The sequence below is a fragment of the Caulobacter sp. GW821-FHT10E02 genome, from assembly GCF_059415225.1.
This window is the reverse complement of record NZ_JBWKMV010000002.1, coordinates 761,068-778,911: the sequence shown is the minus strand read 5'-3', so window position 1 is coordinate 778,911 and position 17,844 is coordinate 761,068. Positions and strand designations below refer to the sequence as shown.

Annotated in this window: 19 protein-coding genes and 1 tRNA gene; 9 read left to right on the top strand and 11 right to left on the bottom strand. The window is 69.6% G+C overall.

Annotation, left to right across the window (positions count from 1 at the left end):
• Window positions 1-6 precede the first annotated feature (6 nt).
• Both moaB and moaC read left to right on the top strand, forming a co-directional pair.
• The gene (moaB, locus tag AC07NI_RS13440; protein WP_494619772.1) at window positions 7-558 is read left to right on the top strand and encodes a molybdenum cofactor biosynthesis protein B; all 552 of its coding nucleotides are present in this window, start codon (window positions 7-9) and stop codon (window positions 556-558) included.
• Window positions 555-1,025 (top strand): cyclic pyranopterin monophosphate synthase MoaC, encoded by a 471-nt coding sequence (moaC, locus tag AC07NI_RS13435; RefSeq protein WP_494619770.1) that lies wholly within the window; start codon window positions 555-557, stop codon window positions 1,023-1,025. The genes moaB and moaC overlap by 4 nt, the downstream gene beginning before the upstream one ends.
• On the opposite strand, the gene AC07NI_RS13430 is transcribed toward moaC, so the two are convergent.
• The 8 genes from AC07NI_RS13430 to tsaD all read right to left on the bottom strand — a co-directional run bounded on the left by AC07NI_RS13430 (window position 1,022) and on the right by tsaD (window position 7,428).
• The gene (locus AC07NI_RS13430) at window positions 1,022-2,821 is read right to left on the bottom strand and encodes a methyl-accepting chemotaxis protein (protein ID WP_494619768.1); all 1,800 of its coding nucleotides are present in this window, start codon (window positions 2,819-2,821) and stop codon (window positions 1,022-1,024) included. The genes moaC and AC07NI_RS13430 overlap by 4 nt on opposite strands.
• 119 nt (window positions 2,822-2,940) lie before the next feature.
• Window positions 2,941-3,717 carry a class I SAM-dependent methyltransferase gene (locus tag AC07NI_RS13425; RefSeq protein ID WP_494619767.1) on the bottom strand — a complete coding sequence of 259 codons (777 nt, stop codon included), beginning with the start codon at window positions 3,715-3,717 and terminating at the stop codon, window positions 2,941-2,943.
• Window positions 3,718-3,774: 57 nt separating this feature from the next.
• Window positions 3,775-4,308, bottom strand: a complete 534-nt coding sequence (locus AC07NI_RS13420) for a type VI secretion system tube protein Hcp (protein WP_494619764.1) — start codon at window positions 4,306-4,308, stop codon at window positions 3,775-3,777.
• Between the two features lie 51 nt (window positions 4,309-4,359).
• The gene (locus AC07NI_RS13415; RefSeq protein ID WP_494619762.1) at window positions 4,360-4,725 is read right to left on the bottom strand and encodes a Rieske (2Fe-2S) protein; all 366 of its coding nucleotides are present in this window, start codon (window positions 4,723-4,725) and stop codon (window positions 4,360-4,362) included.
• Complete coding sequence (locus tag AC07NI_RS13410) at window positions 4,722-5,012, bottom strand: YciI family protein (protein WP_494619760.1); 291 nt, start codon at window positions 5,010-5,012, stop codon at window positions 4,722-4,724. The genes AC07NI_RS13415 and AC07NI_RS13410 overlap by 4 nt, the downstream gene beginning before the upstream one ends.
• 4 nt (window positions 5,013-5,016) lie before the next feature.
• Complete coding sequence (locus AC07NI_RS13405) at window positions 5,017-5,301, bottom strand: YciI family protein (protein ID WP_494619758.1); 285 nt, start codon at window positions 5,299-5,301, stop codon at window positions 5,017-5,019.
• A gap of 16 nt (window positions 5,302-5,317) precedes the next feature.
• Window positions 5,318-6,313 (bottom strand): NAD(P)H-dependent glycerol-3-phosphate dehydrogenase, encoded by a 996-nt coding sequence (locus AC07NI_RS13400; RefSeq protein ID WP_494619756.1) that lies wholly within the window; start codon window positions 6,311-6,313, stop codon window positions 5,318-5,320.
• The gene (gene tsaD, locus AC07NI_RS13395; RefSeq protein ID WP_494619754.1) at window positions 6,310-7,428 is read right to left on the bottom strand and encodes a tRNA (adenosine(37)-N6)-threonylcarbamoyltransferase complex transferase subunit TsaD; all 1,119 of its coding nucleotides are present in this window, start codon (window positions 7,426-7,428) and stop codon (window positions 6,310-6,312) included. The genes AC07NI_RS13400 and tsaD overlap by 4 nt, the downstream gene beginning before the upstream one ends.
• A gap of 71 nt (window positions 7,429-7,499) precedes the next feature.
• On the opposite strand from tsaD, the gene hemC reads away from it, so the two are divergent.
• From hemC to AC07NI_RS13360, 7 genes are all read left to right on the top strand, one after another.
• Window positions 7,500-8,468, top strand: a complete 969-nt coding sequence (gene hemC, locus AC07NI_RS13390) for a hydroxymethylbilane synthase (RefSeq protein WP_494619752.1) — start codon at window positions 7,500-7,502, stop codon at window positions 8,466-8,468.
• A 4-nt stretch (window positions 8,469-8,472) separates the two neighbouring features.
• Window positions 8,473-9,159: a uroporphyrinogen-III synthase gene (locus AC07NI_RS13385; RefSeq protein ID WP_494619750.1), complete on the top strand. Its 687-nt coding sequence runs from the start codon at window positions 8,473-8,475 to the stop codon at window positions 9,157-9,159.
• 36 nt (window positions 9,160-9,195) lie between these two features.
• Window positions 9,196-10,089, top strand: coding sequence for a COG4223 family protein (locus AC07NI_RS13380; protein WP_494619748.1), 894 nt, complete (start codon window positions 9,196-9,198; stop codon window positions 10,087-10,089).
• Window positions 10,086-11,630 carry a heme biosynthesis HemY N-terminal domain-containing protein gene (locus AC07NI_RS13375; protein WP_494619746.1) on the top strand — a complete coding sequence of 515 codons (1,545 nt, stop codon included), beginning with the start codon at window positions 10,086-10,088 and terminating at the stop codon, window positions 11,628-11,630. Before AC07NI_RS13380 ends, AC07NI_RS13375 begins: the two co-directional genes overlap by 4 nt.
• A gap of 39 nt (window positions 11,631-11,669) precedes the next feature.
• Window positions 11,670-11,745: transfer RNA gene (locus tag AC07NI_RS13370), tRNA-Thr, on the top strand.
• Window positions 11,746-11,966: 221 nt separating this feature from the next.
• A complete protein-coding gene (locus tag AC07NI_RS13365; protein ID WP_494619744.1) occupies window positions 11,967-13,262 on the top strand; it encodes a hypothetical protein in 1,296 nt (431 codons plus the stop codon).
• A 90-nt stretch (window positions 13,263-13,352) separates the two neighbouring features.
• Entirely contained in the window at window positions 13,353-13,640 is a 288-nt protein-coding gene (locus tag AC07NI_RS13360; protein WP_494619742.1) for a hypothetical protein, read from the top strand.
• Here AC07NI_RS13360 and AC07NI_RS13355 read toward each other — a convergent pair.
• The 3 genes from AC07NI_RS13355 to AC07NI_RS13345 form a co-directional block, all read right to left on the bottom strand.
• On the bottom strand, window positions 13,637-14,272 hold the full coding sequence (locus AC07NI_RS13355; RefSeq protein WP_494619740.1) for a hypothetical protein: 636 nt from the start codon (window positions 14,270-14,272) through the stop codon (window positions 13,637-13,639). The genes AC07NI_RS13360 and AC07NI_RS13355 overlap by 4 nt on opposite strands.
• 128 nt (window positions 14,273-14,400) lie before the next feature.
• Window positions 14,401-16,599, bottom strand: coding sequence for a 3-hydroxyacyl-CoA dehydrogenase NAD-binding domain-containing protein (locus AC07NI_RS13350; RefSeq protein WP_494619737.1), 2,199 nt, complete (start codon window positions 16,597-16,599; stop codon window positions 14,401-14,403).
• 20 nt (window positions 16,600-16,619) lie between these two features.
• Complete coding sequence (locus tag AC07NI_RS13345; RefSeq protein ID WP_494619735.1) at window positions 16,620-17,825, bottom strand: acetyl-CoA C-acetyltransferase; 1,206 nt, start codon at window positions 17,823-17,825, stop codon at window positions 16,620-16,622.
• Between the last annotated feature and the right edge of the window lie 19 nt (window positions 17,826-17,844).

Here is a 17,844-nt window from a genome sequence, read left to right as displayed (position 1 = left end):
AGCGGAATGACCGAAGCGCTGAAGCCGGGCGGCGGGATCAAGCCGGACCTTCCGTTCAAGCCGGTCCGCGTGGCCGTGCTGACCATCTCCGACACCCGCGACGAGGAGAGCGACACCTCGGGCCAGATCCTGGTCGATCGCGTCAAGGCCGCCGGCCATGAGCTGGGCGGCCGGGCGGTGGTCCGCGACGACGTCGAGCAGATCCGCCAGCAGGTCCGCGACTGGATCGCCGACAAGGCCGTCGACGCCATCGTCACCACCGGCGGCACCGGCCTGACCGGCCGCGACGTCACCCCTCAGGCGCTGGAGCCTTTGTTCGACAAGAAGATCGACGGCTTCTCGGTGATCTTCCACCTGGTGTCCTACGCCTCGGTGGGCCTCTCGACCCTGCAGTCGCGGGCCACGGCCGGGCTGATCGACGGCGTCTTCGTGTTCTGCCTGCCGGGCAGCAACGGCGCGGTGCGCGACGGCTGGGACAAGGTCATCTCCGCCCAGCTCGACAGCCGCCACAAGCCCTGCAACATGGTCGAGCTGATGCCGAGGCTGCTGGAGCAGTGAGCAAGCTCACCCATATCGACGACCAGGGGCGAGCCCGGATGGTCGACGTCTCCGACAAGCCGGCGACGGCCCGCGAGGCGGTGGCCACGGGCTTCGTGCGGATGAGCGCCGAGACCCTGGCCCTGGCGGTGTCGGGCTCGGGCCGCAAGGGCGATGTCCGCGCCGTGGCCGAACTGGCCGGGGTGATGGCGGCCAAGAAGACCTCGGACCTGATCCCGCTGTGCCATCCGTTGGCGCTGTCGAAGGTGGTGGTCGAGGTCGAGCCTCGTGAAGGCGGGCTGTCGGTCACCGCGCGGGTCAAGACCACGGGCCCGACGGGCGTCGAGATGGAGGCTTTGACCGCCGTCTCGGTGGCCTGCCTGACGATCTACGACATGCTGAAAGCCGCCGAGAAGGGCATGGTCATCGAGGCCGTGCGGCTTCTGGAGAAGACCGGCGGGAAGTCGGGAGACTGGACGGCGGCCTAAGCCGCCCGCCGCTGCCCTGCTTCGCCCGCGATCCGCAGTTCACCCATCCGCTGGGCCAGGCGCGTGGCTTCCTGCGCCAGCGCGTGGCTGGCCGCCGTGGTCTCCTCAACCATCGCCGCGTTGCGCTGGGTGACCTGGTCCATCTGGTTCATGGTCGTGTTGACCTCGGCCAGGCCGCGGGCCTGTTCCTGGGTCGAGGCGGCCATTTCGCCGACCAGGCCGTCGATCTGGTCGACTTCGTCGGCGATGGCGCGCAGGGCCTCGCCGGCCTTGCCGACATACTGCACGCCCTGGCCGACCTCGGCCGTGCTGGCGCTAATGAGCGTCTTGATCTCGCGGGCCGCGTCGGCCGAGCGCTGGGCGAGGGCTCGCACCTCTTGAGCGACCACCGCGAAACCACGACCCGCTTCACCAGCGCGCGCCGCTTCCACGCCGGCGTTCAGGGCCAGCAGGTTGGTCTGGAAGGCGATTTCGTCGATCACCCCGATGATCTGGCCGATCTGGGCCGAGGACTTCTCGATGGCGCCCATGGCCTCGACGGCCTGGGTGACGATCGAGCCGGAGGCGTCGGCGGCGGTACGGGCGCGCTCGACCACCTTGCGGGCGCGGCTGGCGCCCTCGGCGGTCAGGCGCACGGTGCTGGTGATCTCGTCGAGGGCCGCGACCGCTTCTTCCAGGCTGGCGGCCTGGCGCTCGGTGCGGCCCGACAGGTCGTCGGCGGCGGCGGTGATCTCGGCGGTGCCGCCGTGGATCGCCTTCACGGCGCCCAGCGAGGCGGCGATGACGCCCGACAGCTTCTCGACGGCGACGTTGAAGTCGATGCGCAGCTTCTCATAGCCGGCCGGGAACGGACGCTCGAGACGCTGGGACAGGTCGCCCTCGGACATGGCCTTCAGGGCGGCGGCCAGGCTTTCGACCACGGCCTTCTGGGTGGCTTCGGCCTCGTCACGGCGCTGTTCGGCCTGGGCGCGCTCGATCTCCAGGGCGTCGCGGACGTCGGCGGCCTCCAGCTCCTTGCGGCGGGCCTCGACGGTGTCGTGGAAGGTCTGCAGGGCGTCGGTCATCTGGCCGATCTCGTCCTGGCTGCGGGTCTTGGGCAGCACGACCGACAGGTCGCCGGCCGACAGGCGGCGCAGGGCGCTGGTGATCTGCACCAGCGGCGTGACCAGGCCCTTCTGGGCGGCGATCATCAGCACGGCGGCGAAGGCGGCGGCGACCAGCAGCAGGGCGCCCATGACGACCTGGCCCAGCAGGCTCATGGCCTTGGCGGCCTTGGCGTCGCGGGTGGCGGCGGCCTCGATCTTGGTCGAGGCGTCTTCCATCTTGGTCTCGAGCGCGGAGAACTGCGTGGCGAAGCCGGGCAGCTTGGCACGCGCGCCGGCGGAATCCGTGTCAGCCGAGCCGACGATCTCGCCGGCCGAAGCGATATAGGTCGCCAGCGGAGCCTCGACGTCGGCCAGGGCGGCCTTCACGGCCGGGTCCTCAGCCAACTGGTTGCTGGTGGCGATGTCGGTCTTGAAGGCCTGGGTGTGCTCGGCCAGATCGGCCCGCACGGCCTTGAGGTCGACGCCCAGAGCCGGGTCGGACGACATGATCCCGCCCATGACGTCGGCGCGCAGGGCGTCGTGCATCATGTCGGCGTGCATGTGCAGGCGCAGGATCTTGGCGGAGGTCTCCGAGCGGGTGAGGGCGGAGTCGAGGCTCATCGCCACCCACAGGCCCGTGCCGGCGGTGGCCGCGCATAGAAGCGCCGCGCCGGCGGCGGCTCCCATGACCTTCTGACCCAAGGACGCCATGTCGATATCTCCCCGCGCGCATCGCGAATTCGCGAGGCAGAATGCGGGGATAGATGTCTAACGGCCCTTAACCTTGGCCATGTCGGGCGGGCGACATAATGTCGCGTATCGCCGGTACCTTAGCGCGGGATCTCGGTGGTCTTGACCAGGGCGACCTGGCGATAGACGGCGGCGACCTCGAAATAGCGGCCGAAGGCGGCGTGGAACTGGTCTACGGCCTGCTTCACGCCCGGCCCGCCGATCTCGCTGATGTCGTGCCAGTAGTCGTCCAGCACCATCATGCCGCCCACGCTCAGTAGGCTGGCGCAGAAGCAGAGGTCGATCAGCACCGCCAGGGCCGTGTGGCTGCCGTCGACATAGATCAGGTCGAACTGCTCGTTCCGCTCCAGCATCTGGGGCAGGACGTAGGTCGAGAAGCCCTTGTGGGTTTCGAGGCTGCGGAACCCGCACTTGGCCATGTTGCGGGCGAAGCGCGGTTCGACGGCGTGGTACTTCTCTTCCGGGTTCAGGGCCTCGTCGAACCAGGGGTCGATGACCGTGACCGCCAGGCGGCTGGGCAGCAGCCAGTCCATGAAGGCCAGGTTGCGGCCCTCATAGGCCCCGATCTCCATGTAGCGGATCGTCTCGTCGGCCGGGCGCTTGGCCGCGAAGTCGCGCAGCAGCGGGGCCACGAACGGGATGTTGTTGCTGGCCCAGGTCGAGGTGAACTCGAAACCGGCGGCTTCCGCGTGGGCGTTGAAGGCGTCGACCACGGCCGGGTCGCGCTGGCCGCCCAGCATGGTCTTGGCCAGGTTGGCGGCCAGGCGCGGATTGACCTTGGCCAGCGAGCGCAGCTTGGCGAGGCCGGCGCGGTGGGTCACCGTCTCGGCGTCGAAATGCATGTCGGCGGCGGCCATGGTGATCTCCCGCAATCGTTCGCGGAAGACCATAGGCCGTAGGTCTTAAGGAAGGCCTCAGTCGGAGAACGACGCGATCGGACGGTTCAGCAGCAGGCTCCAGCCGTTGTGGGTCTGGCCCATCGGCGTCCCGTCGGCCCGCTGCGCCGTGTAGGTCCAGAGGATTTCGGAGAAGCCGAGGGTGAAGGTCTCGACCGGCGGATCCGACGGCTGGGCCTGGAACTGGATGGCGGCGATCCGCGCGTCGCGCAGGGCCAGGGTCAGCAGGATCGCGGGACCGGGGCCGGTTTGGCGCAGGACATACAGGGTCGTCGGCTGCTGGGCGCCGACGCCCAGCGGGAGGCCGCGCAGGCAGTGGTCATAGAGCTTGACCGACATGGCGTCGGGAGCACGCGTACAGCCGATGCCGTCTAGCGTCGGCGGGCCGGAGGGCGTCGCGCCGCTGATCGGCGGCTGCTTCAGGTCCTGGGCCAGCGACAGCAAGGGCAGGCAGAGGGTCTGGAGGGCGGCGCCGGCGGGTGGGGCGACGCCGGTCTCGGTCAGCCCCTCGAAGAAGTACTGGTCGCCCGGCTGCAGCAGCAGAAGGTCCATGGTCCGCCCCGTTCGGTTGTGACCGCGGGAGCTTAACCTTATCGGCGAACCCTAGGCGACCACGATCTGGCCGTCGCGGACCTCGACCGGCCAGGGGAACAGCTTGTCGCCCGGGCAGGGGCCGGCCACGCAGGCCCCGTCCTCGATCTTGAACAGGGCCGCATGGCCCGAGCACAGGATCAGGTCGTTCTCGCGGGTCAGGTAGCGGCCGGCGAAGCCCGCCAGCGGCCAGCCGGCGTGCGGGCAGCTGTCGATATAGCCGACCACCAGCTCGCCCTTGCGGACCACGAAGCCGGCGAACATCGCGTCGTCCTGGCGGTAGCGGAAGCCCTTCGAGCCGGGGTCGGAGACCTCGTCCAGCGCGCACAGCACCGTACCGGCGGTGGGCCGGGCGGGGTTGTCGGGCTCGATGTTCATGGGGCCGGAACCGCGTCGACGCCGACCGGCCACTCGTGGATCTCGACCCGCTCGAACAGACCCGCCTGGACGTAAGGATCGGCCGCCGAGAAGGCCCGCGCGGCGGTGAAGTCGGCGACCTCGACCGCCATCAGCGAGCCGCGCATGACACCGGCGTCGTCCTTGAGATAGGCCCCGAACCGGTAGTCGGCCCGCGAGCGCACGAAGGCCAGGTGCGCCGGGCGCGTGGCCTGGCGCAGGTCCTCTGTCCCGGGCCTGTCCAGGCAGTGCAGGGCGAACAGCGGCAAGGTGTTAGCCGATCGAGCCGACGCCCACGCGCCAGCCGTCGATCGCGACGCTCTCGAACAGCCCGGCCAGGGTGTAGGGGTCGTTGTCGACGAAGGTCTGGGCGGCGGCGCGATCCTCGGCCTCGATGATCAGCATCGAGCCGATCGGCGAGCCGGCGTCATCCAGCAGCGGACCGGCGGCCTTCACCAGGCCCGCGCCGTTCAGATAGTCCAGGTGGGTCGGGCGGGTGGCCGTGCGCAGCTCGAGGGCGCCGGGCTTGTCCTTGCAGTAGACGACGAAGAGGGCCATGCGGCGGTCCTTAGATTTAAGCTTCTGATTTCAGGGGGCGTGAGAGCAGCCCGGCGATGGCGGCGTCGACCTCGACTTCGCCGGCCAGGATGGCGGCGACGGCCTCACAGATCGGCACCTCGACCCCGACCTTGCGGGCCAGGGCGCGGACGGCCGGGGCCGAGGCGACGCCTTCGGCGATCGAGACCTTGCCGGCCAGGGCCTGTTCCAGGGTCAGGCCTTGGCCCAGGGCCAGGCCGACGCTCATGTTGCGCGACTGCGGGCTGGAGCAGGTGAGGACCAAGTCGCCCAGGCCGCAGAGGCCGGCGACCGTCTCGGGCTTGGCCCCCAGGGTCACGGCCAGGCGGGTCAGCTCGGCGAAGCCGCGGGTGATCACCGTGGCGTGGGCGTTGCGGCCCAGACCCTTGCCCTCGACGATGCCGCAGGCGATGGCCAGGACGTTCTTCACGGCCCCGCCGGCCTCGGCCCCGATCAGGTCGTTGGCCGTGTAGGGGCGGAAGGTCGGGATGGCGATGGCCTCGGCGATGGCGCGGCCCAGGGCCTCGTCCTCGCAGGCCAAGGTAACGGCGGCGGGCAGGTTGCGGGCAACCTCGCCGGCGAAGCTGGGGCCCGACAGCACCGCGATCGGCGCGCCCGGCAGGGTTTCGGCCGCCACGTCGGTCATCAGCTTCAGTGAGCCCTGCTCGACGCCCTTGGAGCACAGCACGATCGGCGCGCCGGCCTTGTGGTGCGGGGCGAAGGCGGTCAGGGCCGCGCGCAGGTGCTGGGCCGGGGCGACGGCCAGGATCAGGTCGCAGGTGGCGAGGCCGGAGAGGTCCGTCACCGCCTTGATGCCGGGCTCCAGCGCGATGCCGGGCAGGAACACCGCGTTCTCGTGCTTCTCGTTGACGGCCGCGACCACTTCGGGCTCGCGGGCCTGCAGGGTGACCTGGAGACCGGCGCGAGCGCAGACCTGGGCCAGGGCCGTGCCCCAGGCGCCGGCGCCGATGACGCCTACGTGTTGGAAGGTCATGCCTTGGCTCCCTTGCGTCCGTAGGCGTTGGCGGGATTGGCCAGCGCCGCGGCCTCGTCCAGCGGCCAGCGCGGACGGGCGACGGCGTCGAGGTCGTCGGAGATGCCCAGGGCCAGCCGTTCGGCGCCGGCCAAGGCGATCATGGCGGCGTTGTCGGTGCAATAGGCCAGCGGCGGGGCCGCGAAGCTGAAGCCGTTCTTCTCGCAGTCGGCCAGCAGGGCCGCGCGCACCGCGCCATTGGCGGCCACGCCGCCGGCGACGACGAAGCGCAACTCGTCCGCGCCGTGGCTTTCCTTGTAGAGCTTCATCGCCCGATCGACCCGCTCGGACAGCTGGCGGGCGATGGCGCCCTGGACGGCGGCGGCGAGGTCGCGGCGCTCGTCGTCGGTCGTCAGGGTCTCGGCGATCCGCGCCGCGGCGGTCTTCAGGCCCGAGAACGAGAAGTCGCAGTCCTTGCGGCCCAGCAGGGCGCGGGGCAGGGCGTAGCGGGTCGCATCGCCGCCGACCGCCAGCTTCTCCAGGGCCGGACCGCCCGGATAGGGGAGGCCCAGGCTCTTGGCGATCTTGTCGAAGGCCTCGCCGGCCGCGTCGTCGATCGTGGTGCCCAGGCGCTTGCAGGCCCCGACGCCGGAGACTTCCAGGAGCTGACAGTGGCCGCCGGAGACCAGCAGCAGCAGGAACGGATAGGCGATGTCGGCGCCCAGGCGGGCCGAGACCGCGTGGCCTTCCAGGTGGTTGACGGCGACCAGCGGCACGCCGCGCGCCAGCGACACGGCCTTGCCGAACGCCAGGCCGACCATCACGCCGCCGACGAGGCCCGGACCCGCCGTGGCGGCGACGCCGTCCAGGTCGTCGAACGACAGGCCCGACGCGCGCATGGCCTCGGCGGCGATCGTGTCGATGGCCTCGACATGGGCGCGGGCGGCGATCTCGGGCACGACGCCGCCGAACGGGGCATGCTTCTCGAACTGGGTGCCGATGATCGAGGACAGCACCGTGACCGTCCCGTCCGACTCGCGGCGCAGGACCGAGGCCGCGGTCTCGTCGCAGCTGGTCTCAAGGCCGAGGATGGTCAGGGCGGAGGGCTTAGGGCCAAAATCCGTAGGGGTTTTCATTCGTTGCGGGCTTCCCGCCGCTCCTGTAGCAGCGAAGATGAAATCTCGTCTCCGCAGGTAACGTTCCGACCGTGTCCCGGCAACCTCCCATCCGCATCGGCGCGCGTGGCTCCAAGCTCTCCCTGGCCCAGTCGGGCCTGATGCAGGCGCGGATCGCGCATGCGCTGGGCGTCCCTGTCGGCGCTTCCCAGGCAGAGATCGAGGCCGCCGCCCCGCTGATCCCGATCGTTACCAGCGGCGACCGCATCCAGGACCGCCGCCTGATGGAGATCGGCGGCAAGGGCCTCTTCACCAAGGAGATCGAGGAAGCCTTGCTCGACGGCCGCATCGACTGCGCTGTCCACTCGCTGAAGGACATGCCGGCCGAACTGCCGCCGGGCTTGATCCTGGCCGCGACGCCGGAACGCGAGGATCCGCGCGACGCCTTCATCAGCAATATCTGCGAGCGGCTGGAAGACCTGCCCAAGGGCGCGCGCCTCGGCACCGCCTCGCTGCGTCGCCAGGCCCAGGCCCTGCACGTGCGGCCCGACCTCGAGATCGTCATGCTGCGCGGCAATGTCGACACCCGCCTGGCCAAGCTGGAGCGCGGCGAGGCCGACGCCATCCTGCTGGCTCAGTCCGGCCTGAACCGCCTGGGCCTGGGCCACATCACCAAGAGCTGGCTCGATCCCGACGCCGCCCCGCCGGCCCCGGGCCAGGGCGCGCTGGTCATCGAGACCCGCCTGGAAGACGCCCACGCCCCGTGGCTGCAGGCCGTCAGCTGCCGCGAGACGACCATCGCCGTCGCCGCCGAGCGCGGCGCGCTCTACGCCCTGGAAGGCTCGTGCCGCACCGCCATCGGTGCTCGCGCCGTACTGGACGGGACGCGCCTGACCATGATCGTCGAGGCCCTGACCCCGGATGGCGCTCAGCGCTTCCGCCGCCACGGCGAGACGACCCTGTCGGGCGCAAACGATATCGACGAGGCCCGCGCCCTGGGCCTGAAGCTCGGCGCCGAGGTCCGCATCGAAGGCGGCGACGCCATCCTGTTGCCGGAGTAACGGCATGACTGCGGGCGGACCGGTCTGGATCACCCGCGCCCGCCCCGGCGCCCTGGCCACCGCCGAGCGCGTGCGGGACCTGGGCTTCGAAGCCGTCGTCGACCCGCTGCTCGTGGTCGAGACCTTGGACGCCCAGCTCGACCTTTCCCACGTCACCGCCCTGGCCTTCACCAGCGCCAACGGCGTCGAGGCCTTCGCGCGATTGAGCGACGCGCGCGGCCTGCCGGTGTTCGCCGTCGGCCGGGCCACGGCCAAGGCCGCCCAGGGCGAAGGTTTCGCCTCGGTCTCCAGCGCGGATGGCGATGTCGAGGACCTCTGCGACCTGATCGCCGCCGGCGCGTCGGGTCCCGTGCTGTGGGCCGGCGCCAAGGAGCCGGCCGGTGACCTCGTCGGCATGCTTCGCGGCTGCGGGGTCATGGCCAAGGGCGTGGCGGTCTACGAGACGCTCGACCGCGCGCCGTCCGACGAGACCCTGGCGCTGCTGGAGGCCTCGACGACGGTGTTGCTCCATTCGCCGCGCGCGGCCCGTGTTCTCGCAGCGATTCTGCGCGAGCGGCCTGCGCCGGCCTTGCGGTTCCTGTGCCTTTCCGAAGCCGTCGCCGCCCCTCTGCGCGGCGTCGTCGAACCCGGGTCTGTGACCTTCGCGCCGCGTCCGGACGAATCCGCTCTGCTGGAACTGCTCAACAGCTAAGCACGGCGTTGCGAAGCATCGCGGCGTGGGGCACGAATGGACCTCATGAACGCCGCTCCCGATCCCGCTGAAATCGTCGCCCCCAGCGATCCGGCGCTGTACGCCCGCCGCCGCGTCATGGGGCCCGGCGTCTGGATCTGGTTGATCCTCTGCGTGCTGTGCATCGCGCTCGGCGCCGGCGTCGCCCACTACGGCCCGACCCTGTTCAAACCCAAGGTCCCGACCGCCCCAGGGACGCTCTCGGCCGCGCCCAGCCCGCACTCGGTCGCCGACCGAGTCGCCACGGGTTCGGCCCTGCCGCTCGAGGGCGGGACCAGCGCCGTGGCTCCGCCCGCCGCCGACCTGGAGCGCCTGGATGGCCGAATCGCCGCCCTGGAATCGAGCCAGCGCGGCGTTACCGACGCCGCCACCGCCGCCCTGGCCGTCTCGGCCCTGACCGAGGCGACCGAGACCTCGCGGCCGTTCGGCCAGGAACTGGCCGGCCTGCAACGCGTGCTGCCGCCCTCGCCCGACCTGCGGGCGCTGAGCGAACTGGCCGACAAGGGCGCGCCGACCCGGGCCGGTTTGTCCGTCCAGTTCGGCGCCCTGGCCGGCCGCGCCGCCACCGCCTCGCGCGATCCCGGCGCGGACGCCGACCTGTTCTCGCGGATCCGCTACGCCCTCTCCAGCATCGTCTCGATCCGTCACGTCGGCTCGACCACCGGTTCGACGCCGGACGCCATGCTGGCCCGCGCCCAGGCCCTGCTGGACGACGGCGATGTCGAAGGCGCGATCCAGGCGCTGGACCCGCTGCCCGACGCCGCGCGCGCCGTGCTGGCCCCGTGGATCAACGTCGCCAACCGCCGCGTCGAGATCGACCGCCACGTCGCCGCCATCCGCGCCGACGCCCTGACCGGCCTGTCGCGCGTCACGCGGCAGCAGCAGCCATGACCAAGGTCGCCTTCGCCCTCTTCCTGGTCGCCGCCGTCGCGGTCACCGCCCTGGCCCTGACCGGCGAGCCCGGTCGCGCCTCGCTGGAATGGATGGGCTGGCGCGTCGAGATGACGGCCGCCGCCGCCGCCCTGCTGACCCTGTTCTCGGCCCTGCTGTTCACCCTGCTGTGGCGCGGCGTGATCTGGATCGTCGAGGCCCCGCGCCGCCGCGCCCGCGCCCGCGCCGAGGCCAAGCGCAAGTCGGCGATCGAGGCCCTGTCGCGCGGCTTTCTCGCGGTGGCCGCCGGCGACGGCTCAGAAGCCCGCCGCCTGGCCCAGAAGTCGTCCGAATTGGCGGAGGACGCGCCGGGCTTGGTCCGTGTGCTGGCCGCCCAGGCCGCCGAGGCCGCCGGCGACATGGCCGCGGCCAAGAGCGCCTACAACGCCATGCTCGGCTTCCCCGAGATGCGTCTGGCGGGTCTGCGTGGCCTGATGCAGGCCGCCTTGGCCGAAGGCGACCGCGCCGCCGCGATTCGTCACGCCGAGACCGCCTATGGCCTGGCCCGCACCGCCCGCTGGGCCTGGCGCGCGCTGTTGGAGGCCCGGCTGGAGGTCGGCGACTGGGCCGCGGCGCTGGAGCTGGTCCAGGGCGCCCTGGAGCGCAAGATCGTCTCGCCGGCCGTGGCCGACCGCAGCCGCGCCGCCCTGCTCGCCGCCTCGGCCGCCAGCCTGGAAGACAGCGCGGACCCGAAGGTTCGCAGCCGAGCGCTCGACTTCGCGACTCAATCTGTGAAGCTGAAGTCCGACTTCGCCCCCGGCGTGGTCATGGCCGCGCGTCTGCTGGCCGATGACGGCAAGGCGACCAAGGCCGGCCAGCTGATCGAGGCCGCCTGGAAGGCCGAGCCGCACCCGGCCCTGTGGCTGGCCTATCGCGACCTGAAGACCAACGAGACCCCCAAGGCCCGCGCTCAGCGCCTGGCCGCCTTGGCCGCCATGAAGCCCGAGGCCCGCGAGAGCCGCATCCTGCGCGTCGAGAGCGCTCTGATCGGCGGCGACCCCATCGCCGCCCGCGCCGCCGCCCGCCTGCTGGACGCTGAGGCCCCGACCGCCCGCTTCGCCGGCCTGATGGCCCGCGTCGCCGCCGCCAATAGCGACGCCGACGAGGCCCGCGCCTGGATCGCCCGCGGCGTCGAGGCCCCGCAGGAGCCGGACTGGTCCGATCTCGACCCGGAAGGCCGCGCCTTCGCCTACCAGCGCGAGGACTGGGCGCGCCTGGCCGCCAGCTACGCCGAGACCGGCCAGCTGATCCATCCGCGCCACGAACGCCGTGAGCGGACGATGAACGACCTGCCCGAGCTGCCGTCGGCCTATGCCGACTACGCCGAATCGACGCCCTTCATGCGCGCGGCCGAGACCGGCGGGGCCTTGTTGCCCATCCCGGACGACCCCGGCGTGTTCGACGCGCCCCCGATTTCCGAGCCTCCGGAAGGGGGTCCAGCGCCTCGACGCAATTCTGGTGCAAGACGACGCTTGGCAAGTGGCTCGCGTCCCGCTAAGTAGGCGCTCCTCGCGGTCGGACCCTGGTTCGAAGCGACGTGGGCCGCTTTAGCTCAGCTGGTAGAGCACATCATTCGTAATGATGGGGTCAGGTGTTCGAGTCACCTAAGCGGCACCACTTTCTCTCTTTCTTTCGGAAACGACAGCCAGCGGGGCAGTCTCCGCCGGGCGCTATCGGACCCATTTCGTTCATGCTTTGTTCTTGACACGCGAAACGCTATCCGCTAAAAAGATTTCACTGCCGATATTCCAAGCACGCCGACCTCGAAGCGCCCTGCGCTCCGGGGTTTTTTTGTGCCCGGACGTCGGCGGCCTCCCCGAAAAAATGGAGATATTTCAATGGTCGCCACCGTTGACAGCTATTATCACGGCGAGACGTATTACGATAACGCGTTCCGCGAAGCGCTCCTGAACAACAACATGGTCCAGCTGCTGGATCACGTGTACCCCCTCAACGACACCATCGTAGTCGGCACGAACAAGCAGCTGCTGGGCAGCGGCCGCGGCGCGACCGTGGTTCGGATGGACAACCCCTCGAAGCCGGCGTTCCAGATCGCCGCCAACGCCAAGAACGTCGCCTTCCAGGACTTCACGATCACGCGCAAGTGGGACAATCCCGGCGCGGCCACGGGAACCAAGGGCGACGGCATCCAATGCGCGGGCAGCAGCGAGAACGTGACGATCGCGCGGATGCAGCTCAGCCACCATTACCGCTCGTTCTACGGCCGCAACACCGCCGGCGGCCTGTTGAAGGACGTCGCCTCCCAACACGTCAAGGCCAGCGGCTTCGAGTTCGAGTACGATACCGCCGACACTGCGCCAATGCAGTGGTCGATGGACAACGCCAGTTCGATCTTCGCGTCGGGCTACGGTTTCTATGTCCACTCGAACGCCTATACCGGCACGAACCTGGGCCGAGGCGTCTCGCTGGGGACCTGGTACAACCTGACGACCTTCGCCAACACCCTGGGCGGTCTGAAGGCCACGGTGCCGTCCAACATGTCGCTCTATAGCGTGCGTATGGTCGGCGGCTTCTTCGGCGAGGACGGCGGTCCCGGCGTCGACATCTATGGTGGTTTCGACGGCAACAACCACCTGGTCGCCCCGACGTTCATCGAGCTTTCGGGCCAAGGCTATAGCGGAGACTACGACGACCTCGACGGTAGTCCAAGGCGGACGGTGACGCGCAAGGCCGGCTTCAATGCCGGCGACGATGTCACGCTCACCGGCACGCCGGCCAACGGCGCCGGCATCCGGATCGAGAAGGGTCGCAACGTGCTGGTCCGTCCGGGCTTCATCAACGGCTGCCTCGGCAACGGCCTCTGGGCGACGAACGTCAACCGCATCGACATCGACGGCGGCCAGATCTCGAACAACGGCCTGGGCAACCCGATCGCCGGCACGGCGAAGACGGACCACAAGAACGCCATCTATCTCGACAACTGCTTCGCCCAGAAGGTCACCAACGTCCGTGGCCTCCGAGAAGACGGCGCCCAGACTTATGGCCTAGCCTGGACCAGGGACGACATCCTGATCTCCGGCAACGACATGCGGAGCAATCCGACGCCGTTCTCGGGGCCGACAACGGCGCTGCCCGCCAGCATCTCGGCCGGCAACCTGCCCTCGAACCCCTAAGCCTACGGCCCGCGCTTCGGCGCGGGCCGTTCCCTTCGGAACCGTCGTCGCGACCTCCCGTTCCCCAGCCAGGAACAGGAGGTCGCGGCCATGGTCGACAACGAAACGGCGCTGGAAGAGGTCATGACCTTTCTCGACGATCCGCCCGAGGCTGGTTCGGCCGAGGACGAGCGGTTTGGCGAGCGGTTGCGGCAGGTGATCGCGGCTTCGATCCCGCTGGACGACGGCGAGGACCCGGAGGACGGGCCGACCTTGCAGTTGGACGACGCGTTCCGGAGCAAGCTGGAGAAGGTGGCTCAGCAACGCGGTGGTTCCTATTTCGGTGACCATCCGGACGGGATCGGCCCGACCTTGGGCATGGACGTTTCCAAATCCTAGTCGTCCCAGCCCTTGCGCTTCTTCTTCTTGCCTAGCGCGAAGATGCCCGGATAGGGGCCCTTGCCGACGCGGTAGAGGCACCAGTCGTCGTCCTTGGCGCAGTCGCCGTCGAAGGCGGCTTTCTTGTCCGGATCGATGGCGGCGTACATCGGGGCGGTGCGCGAGCGCTGGCCGTCGGCTTCGGCGCAGGCGGCTTTCTGGTCGCGATTGAGGGCGACGACCTTCTCGTGGCGACAGCCCAGGGAGCCGCGCAGGCTCTCGCGGGTCTGGTCGCTTTGTTCGACGAGCTTACGGGCGGTGAAACCGGGCGGCGCGACGATGGCGGGCGGACCAGAGGGCTTGGCGGTCACGGGCGGCGCCGGGACGCTGACGGGAGCAGGCGATCGAGCCACCTTGGGAGCAGGCGTGGACGATGTCGCCGCCGGGGCCGGCGCCTTCGTTTCCGCGTGCGGGGCGATCTCGTTCAGCAGTTCGGCCTCGATGACCGGTGGTTCGACCAGTTGCGGCATCCAGCGCGCGCCGGAGACCAGGGCGAGGATGACAAGGGCGTGCGCGGCCACGGCCAGCGCCAGGGCGGCCAGGTCACGGCCTCTGGGGCGTCGCCACGTCTCGTTGGCGATCGCCATGCCCATGTCGCTACTCCGTCACTTCACAGAAGTCGGTACGCGCGGGGTGCGGTGCAAGCACGGCCGTTTCGGACAAGAAAAAGGCCCGGCGTTTCCACCGGGCCTTCTCTTTAGCTAGCGATCGAAGGGGAGGCTTACGCCGCCGCCTTCGCCTTGACGCCGAAGCGGCCGTAGAAGGTCTCGCCCTTTTCGGCCATTTCGCGCAGCAGGGCCGGCGGCGCGAAGCGCTTGCCGTACTGTTGGGCCAGGCGGTCGCAGGTCTCGACGAAGGCCTTGGCCCCGACGCCGTCGATCAGGCTGATCGGGCCGCCGGTCCAGGGCGCGAAGCCCCAGCCCAGGATGGCGCCGACATCGGCTTCGCGCGGGTCGGTGATGACGCCTTCCTCGAAGCAGCGGGCGGCTTCGACGGCCTGGCGGTACAGCAGACGGGTGCGGATCTCCTGGATCAGCGTCTCGTCGGCGTCCTTGGTCGTCACCGGCATCAGGTCGGCCAGGCCCTTCCAGATCGTCTTCTGGCCGTTCTCCGGATAGTCGTAGAAGCCCTTGCCGTTCTTGCGGCCCAGGCGTCCCAGCTCGACGACCATCTTCTCCAGCACCGGCGCGAACGGACGCTCCTCGTACTTGTCGCCGAGGTCCTTCTTGGTCTGCTCGCCGATCTTGTAGGAGAGGTCCAGAGCGACGTCGTCGTTCATCTCCAGCGGGCCGCGCGGCATGCCCGTGGCGCGGCCGACATTGTCGATGATGGCGGGCGCGATGCCTTCGGCCATCATCTCCAGGCCTTCCTGCACGAAGGTGCCGAAGCAGCGGCTGGTGTAGAAGCCACGGCTGTCGTTGACGACGATCGGGGTCTTCTTGATCTTCAGGACGTAGTCGATCGACTTGGCCAGCGCCTCGGGCGAGGTCTCTTCGCCCATGATCAGCTCGACCAGGCCCATCTTGTCGACCGGCGAGAAGAAGTGGATGCCGATGAAGTTCTTCGGACGCACCGACGCCTTGGCCAGGCCGGTGATCGGCAGGGTCGAGGTGTTGGAGCCGAAGATGGCGTCCTCGGCCAGTTGAGCCTCGGCCAGCTTGGTCACGCCGGCCTTCACTTCGCGGTTCTCGAACACGGCCTCGATGACGAGGTCGCTGCCCTTGACCTGCTCGTAGTCGGCGGTCGGGTGGATCAGGGCCAGGATGGCCTCGCCCTTCTCGGCCGTCAGCTTGCCGCGCGAGACGGCCTTCTTGACCAGGTTCTCGGCGTAGCCCTTGCCCTTGTCGGCGGCCTCTTGCGACTGGTCGATCAGGACGGTCTCGATGCCGGCCATGGCTTGGACATAGGCGATGCCCGCGCCCATCATGCCGGCGCCCAGGACGGCGACCTTCTTGGCTTCCGACGGCGGCACATTGGCCGGACGGCCTGAACCCTTGCCCAGCTCCTGCAGGGAGAGGAACAGGGTGCGGATCATGCCCTTGGCCTGGGGCGACATCATCGTCTTCAGGAAGTAGCGGGTCTCGATGCGGATGGCCGCGTCGAACGGCACTTGGGTACCTTCATAGACCGCCTTCAGGATGTTCAGCTGGGCCGGATAGTTGCCATAGGTCTGCTTGCGCAGCATGGCGTTGCCCATGACGAAGACCTGGCTGCCGGTCGGGGTGTAGGGACCGCCGCCCGGAAGCTTGAAGTCCTTCTTGTCCCACGGGGCGACGGGATCGCCCTTGGTCTTCACCCAGGTCTTGGCGGCCTCGACCTCGGTCCCAGGGGCGACCACCTCGTGGACGACCTTCAGGGCGAGAGCCTCCTGCGGCTTCATCGACTTGCCTTCCAGCAGGTACGGCGCGGCGGCCATCACGCCCATCAGGCGCGGCAGGCGTTGGGTGCCGCCGGCTCCCGGCAGCAGACCGACCTTGGCTTCCGGCAGGGCCAGCTGGATCTTCGGATTGTCGGCCACGACGCGATAGTGGCAGGCGAGCGTGATCTCGAGACCGCCGCCCATGGCCAGGCCGTTGATGGCCGCGGCCACCGGCTTGCCGCAGGTTTCCAGGGCGCGGAACGCCTTGTTCAGCGCGAAGCCGGCTTCGAAGGCGGCCTTCAGGCCCTCTTCGCCCGGCTTGCCGCCGCCCAGGCCACCCGAACCACCGAGTTCACCCAGGTCAGCGCCGGCGCAGAAGCCGCTGGCCTTGCCCGAGGTGATGACGGCGCCCTTGATGGCGGCGTCGCTCTTGATGCGGTCGACGACGTCGCCGATTTCCTTGATGACCGAAGCGGTCAGGGTGTTCATCGAGCGGCCGGGCACGTCGAAGGTGACCAGGGCCACGCCGTCGGAATCGACCTCGATCTTGAAGTTTTCCATAGGAGTCAGGTCCTTGAGTCTTAGACGCGTTCGATGACGGTGGCGGTGCCCATGCCGGCGCCGACGCACAGGGTGATCAGGGCGGTTTCCTTGTCCGAGCGTTCCAGCTCGTCGACCATGGTGCCCAGGATCATCGCGCCGGTGGCGCCCAGCGGGTGGCCCATGGCGATGGCGCCGCCGTTCACGTTCATCTTGTCGTGCGGGATGTCCAGCGCCTGCATCATGCGCAGGACGACGGCGGCGAAGGCTTCGTTCAGCTCGTAGAGGTCGATGTCGGAGACCTCCATCTTCAGCTTCTTCAGCAGCTTTTCGGTGACCAGCGACGGACCCGTCAGCATGATCGAGGGCTCGCTGCCGATCGAGGCCGCGCCCTTGATGCGAGCGCGGGCCTTGAGACCCAGGGCCTCGCCCATTTCCTTGGTGCCGATCAGGACGCCGGCGGCGCCGTCGACGATGCCCGAGCTGTTGCCGGCGTGGTGGACGTGGTTGACCTTCTCCACCTGCGGATAGCGCTGGGTGACGACGGCGTCGAAGGCCATCTCGCCCATGCCCGTGAACGACGGGTTCAGCGAGGCCAGGGTCTGCATGGTGGTCGAGCCGCGCACGGTCTCGTCGTGGTCGAGGATGGTCAGGCCCAGCTGGTCCTTCACGCCCACGACCGACTTCTTGAAGCGGCCATCGGCCCAGGCGGCGGCGGCGCGCTTCTGGCTCTCGACGGCGTAGGCGTCGACGTCATCTCGGCTGAAGCCGTACAGCGAGGCGATCAGGTCGGCCGAGACGCCCTGCGGGGCGAAGTAGGTCTTGAAGGCCGAGGACGGGTCGGTCGGCCAGGCGCCGCCGTCGCTGCCCATGGGCACGCGGCTCATGCTCTCGACGCCGCCGCCGATGGCCAGGTTGGCTTCGCCCGAGGCGACCTTGGCGGCGGCCATGTTCACGGCTTCCAGGCCCGAGGCGCAGAAGCGGTTGATCTGCACGCCGGCGACGCTCTCGGCGTAGTCGGCGGTCAGGACGGCGGTGCGGGCGATGTCCGAACCCTGCTCGCCGACGGGGGCGACGCAGCCCAGCACGACGTCGTCGACGTGGCGGGTGTCGAGGTTGTTGCGGTCGCGGATGGCTTCCAGCACCTGGGTGGCCAGCGACAGGGCGGTGATCTCGTGCAGAGACCCGTCCTTCTTGCCCTTGCCGCGCGGCGTGCGCACGGCGTCGAAGATGTAAGCGTCAGCCATGGAATGGCTCCTTCCTGCG

Coding starts and splice junctions, on each gene's coding strand:
- AC07NI_RS13420 (WP_494619764.1), bottom strand. CDS start 4,308: ATGGACCTTCTGCTGCTGCAGCCGGGCGACCAGTACTTCTTCGAGGGG.
- AC07NI_RS13365 (WP_494619744.1), top strand. CDS start 11,967: ATGGTCGCCACCGTTGACAGCTATTATCACGGCGAGACGTATTACGAT.
- AC07NI_RS13350 (WP_494619737.1), bottom strand. CDS start 16,599: ATGGAAAACTTCAAGATCGAGGTCGATTCCGACGGCGTGGCCCTGGTC.
- AC07NI_RS13355 (WP_494619740.1), bottom strand. CDS start 14,272: ATGGGCATGGCGATCGCCAACGAGACGTGGCGACGCCCCAGAGGCCGT.
- AC07NI_RS13400 (WP_494619756.1), bottom strand. CDS start 6,313: ATGACCTTCCAACACGTAGGCGTCATCGGCGCCGGCGCCTGGGGCACG.
- AC07NI_RS13405 (WP_494619758.1), bottom strand. CDS start 5,301: ATGGCCCTCTTCGTCGTCTACTGCAAGGACAAGCCCGGCGCCCTCGAG.
- AC07NI_RS13380 (WP_494619748.1), top strand. CDS start 9,196: ATGGACCTCATGAACGCCGCTCCCGATCCCGCTGAAATCGTCGCCCCC.
- AC07NI_RS13415 (WP_494619762.1), bottom strand. CDS start 4,725: ATGAACATCGAGCCCGACAACCCCGCCCGGCCCACCGCCGGTACGGTG.
- AC07NI_RS13430 (WP_494619768.1), bottom strand. CDS start 2,821: ATGGCGTCCTTGGGTCAGAAGGTCATGGGAGCCGCCGCCGGCGCGGCG.
- tsaD (WP_494619754.1), bottom strand. CDS start 7,428: ATGAAAACCCCTACGGATTTTGGCCCTAAGCCCTCCGCCCTGACCATC.
- AC07NI_RS13425 (WP_494619767.1), bottom strand. CDS start 3,717: ATGGCCGCCGCCGACATGCATTTCGACGCCGAGACGGTGACCCACCGC.
- AC07NI_RS13345 (WP_494619735.1), bottom strand. CDS start 17,825: ATGGCTGACGCTTACATCTTCGACGCCGTGCGCACGCCGCGCGGCAAG.
- AC07NI_RS13375 (WP_494619746.1), top strand. CDS start 10,086: ATGACCAAGGTCGCCTTCGCCCTCTTCCTGGTCGCCGCCGTCGCGGTC.
- moaB (WP_494619772.1), top strand. CDS start 7: ATGACCGAAGCGCTGAAGCCGGGCGGCGGGATCAAGCCGGACCTTCCG.
- AC07NI_RS13360 (WP_494619742.1), top strand. CDS start 13,353: ATGGTCGACAACGAAACGGCGCTGGAAGAGGTCATGACCTTTCTCGAC.
- AC07NI_RS13385 (WP_494619750.1), top strand. CDS start 8,473: ATGACTGCGGGCGGACCGGTCTGGATCACCCGCGCCCGCCCCGGCGCC.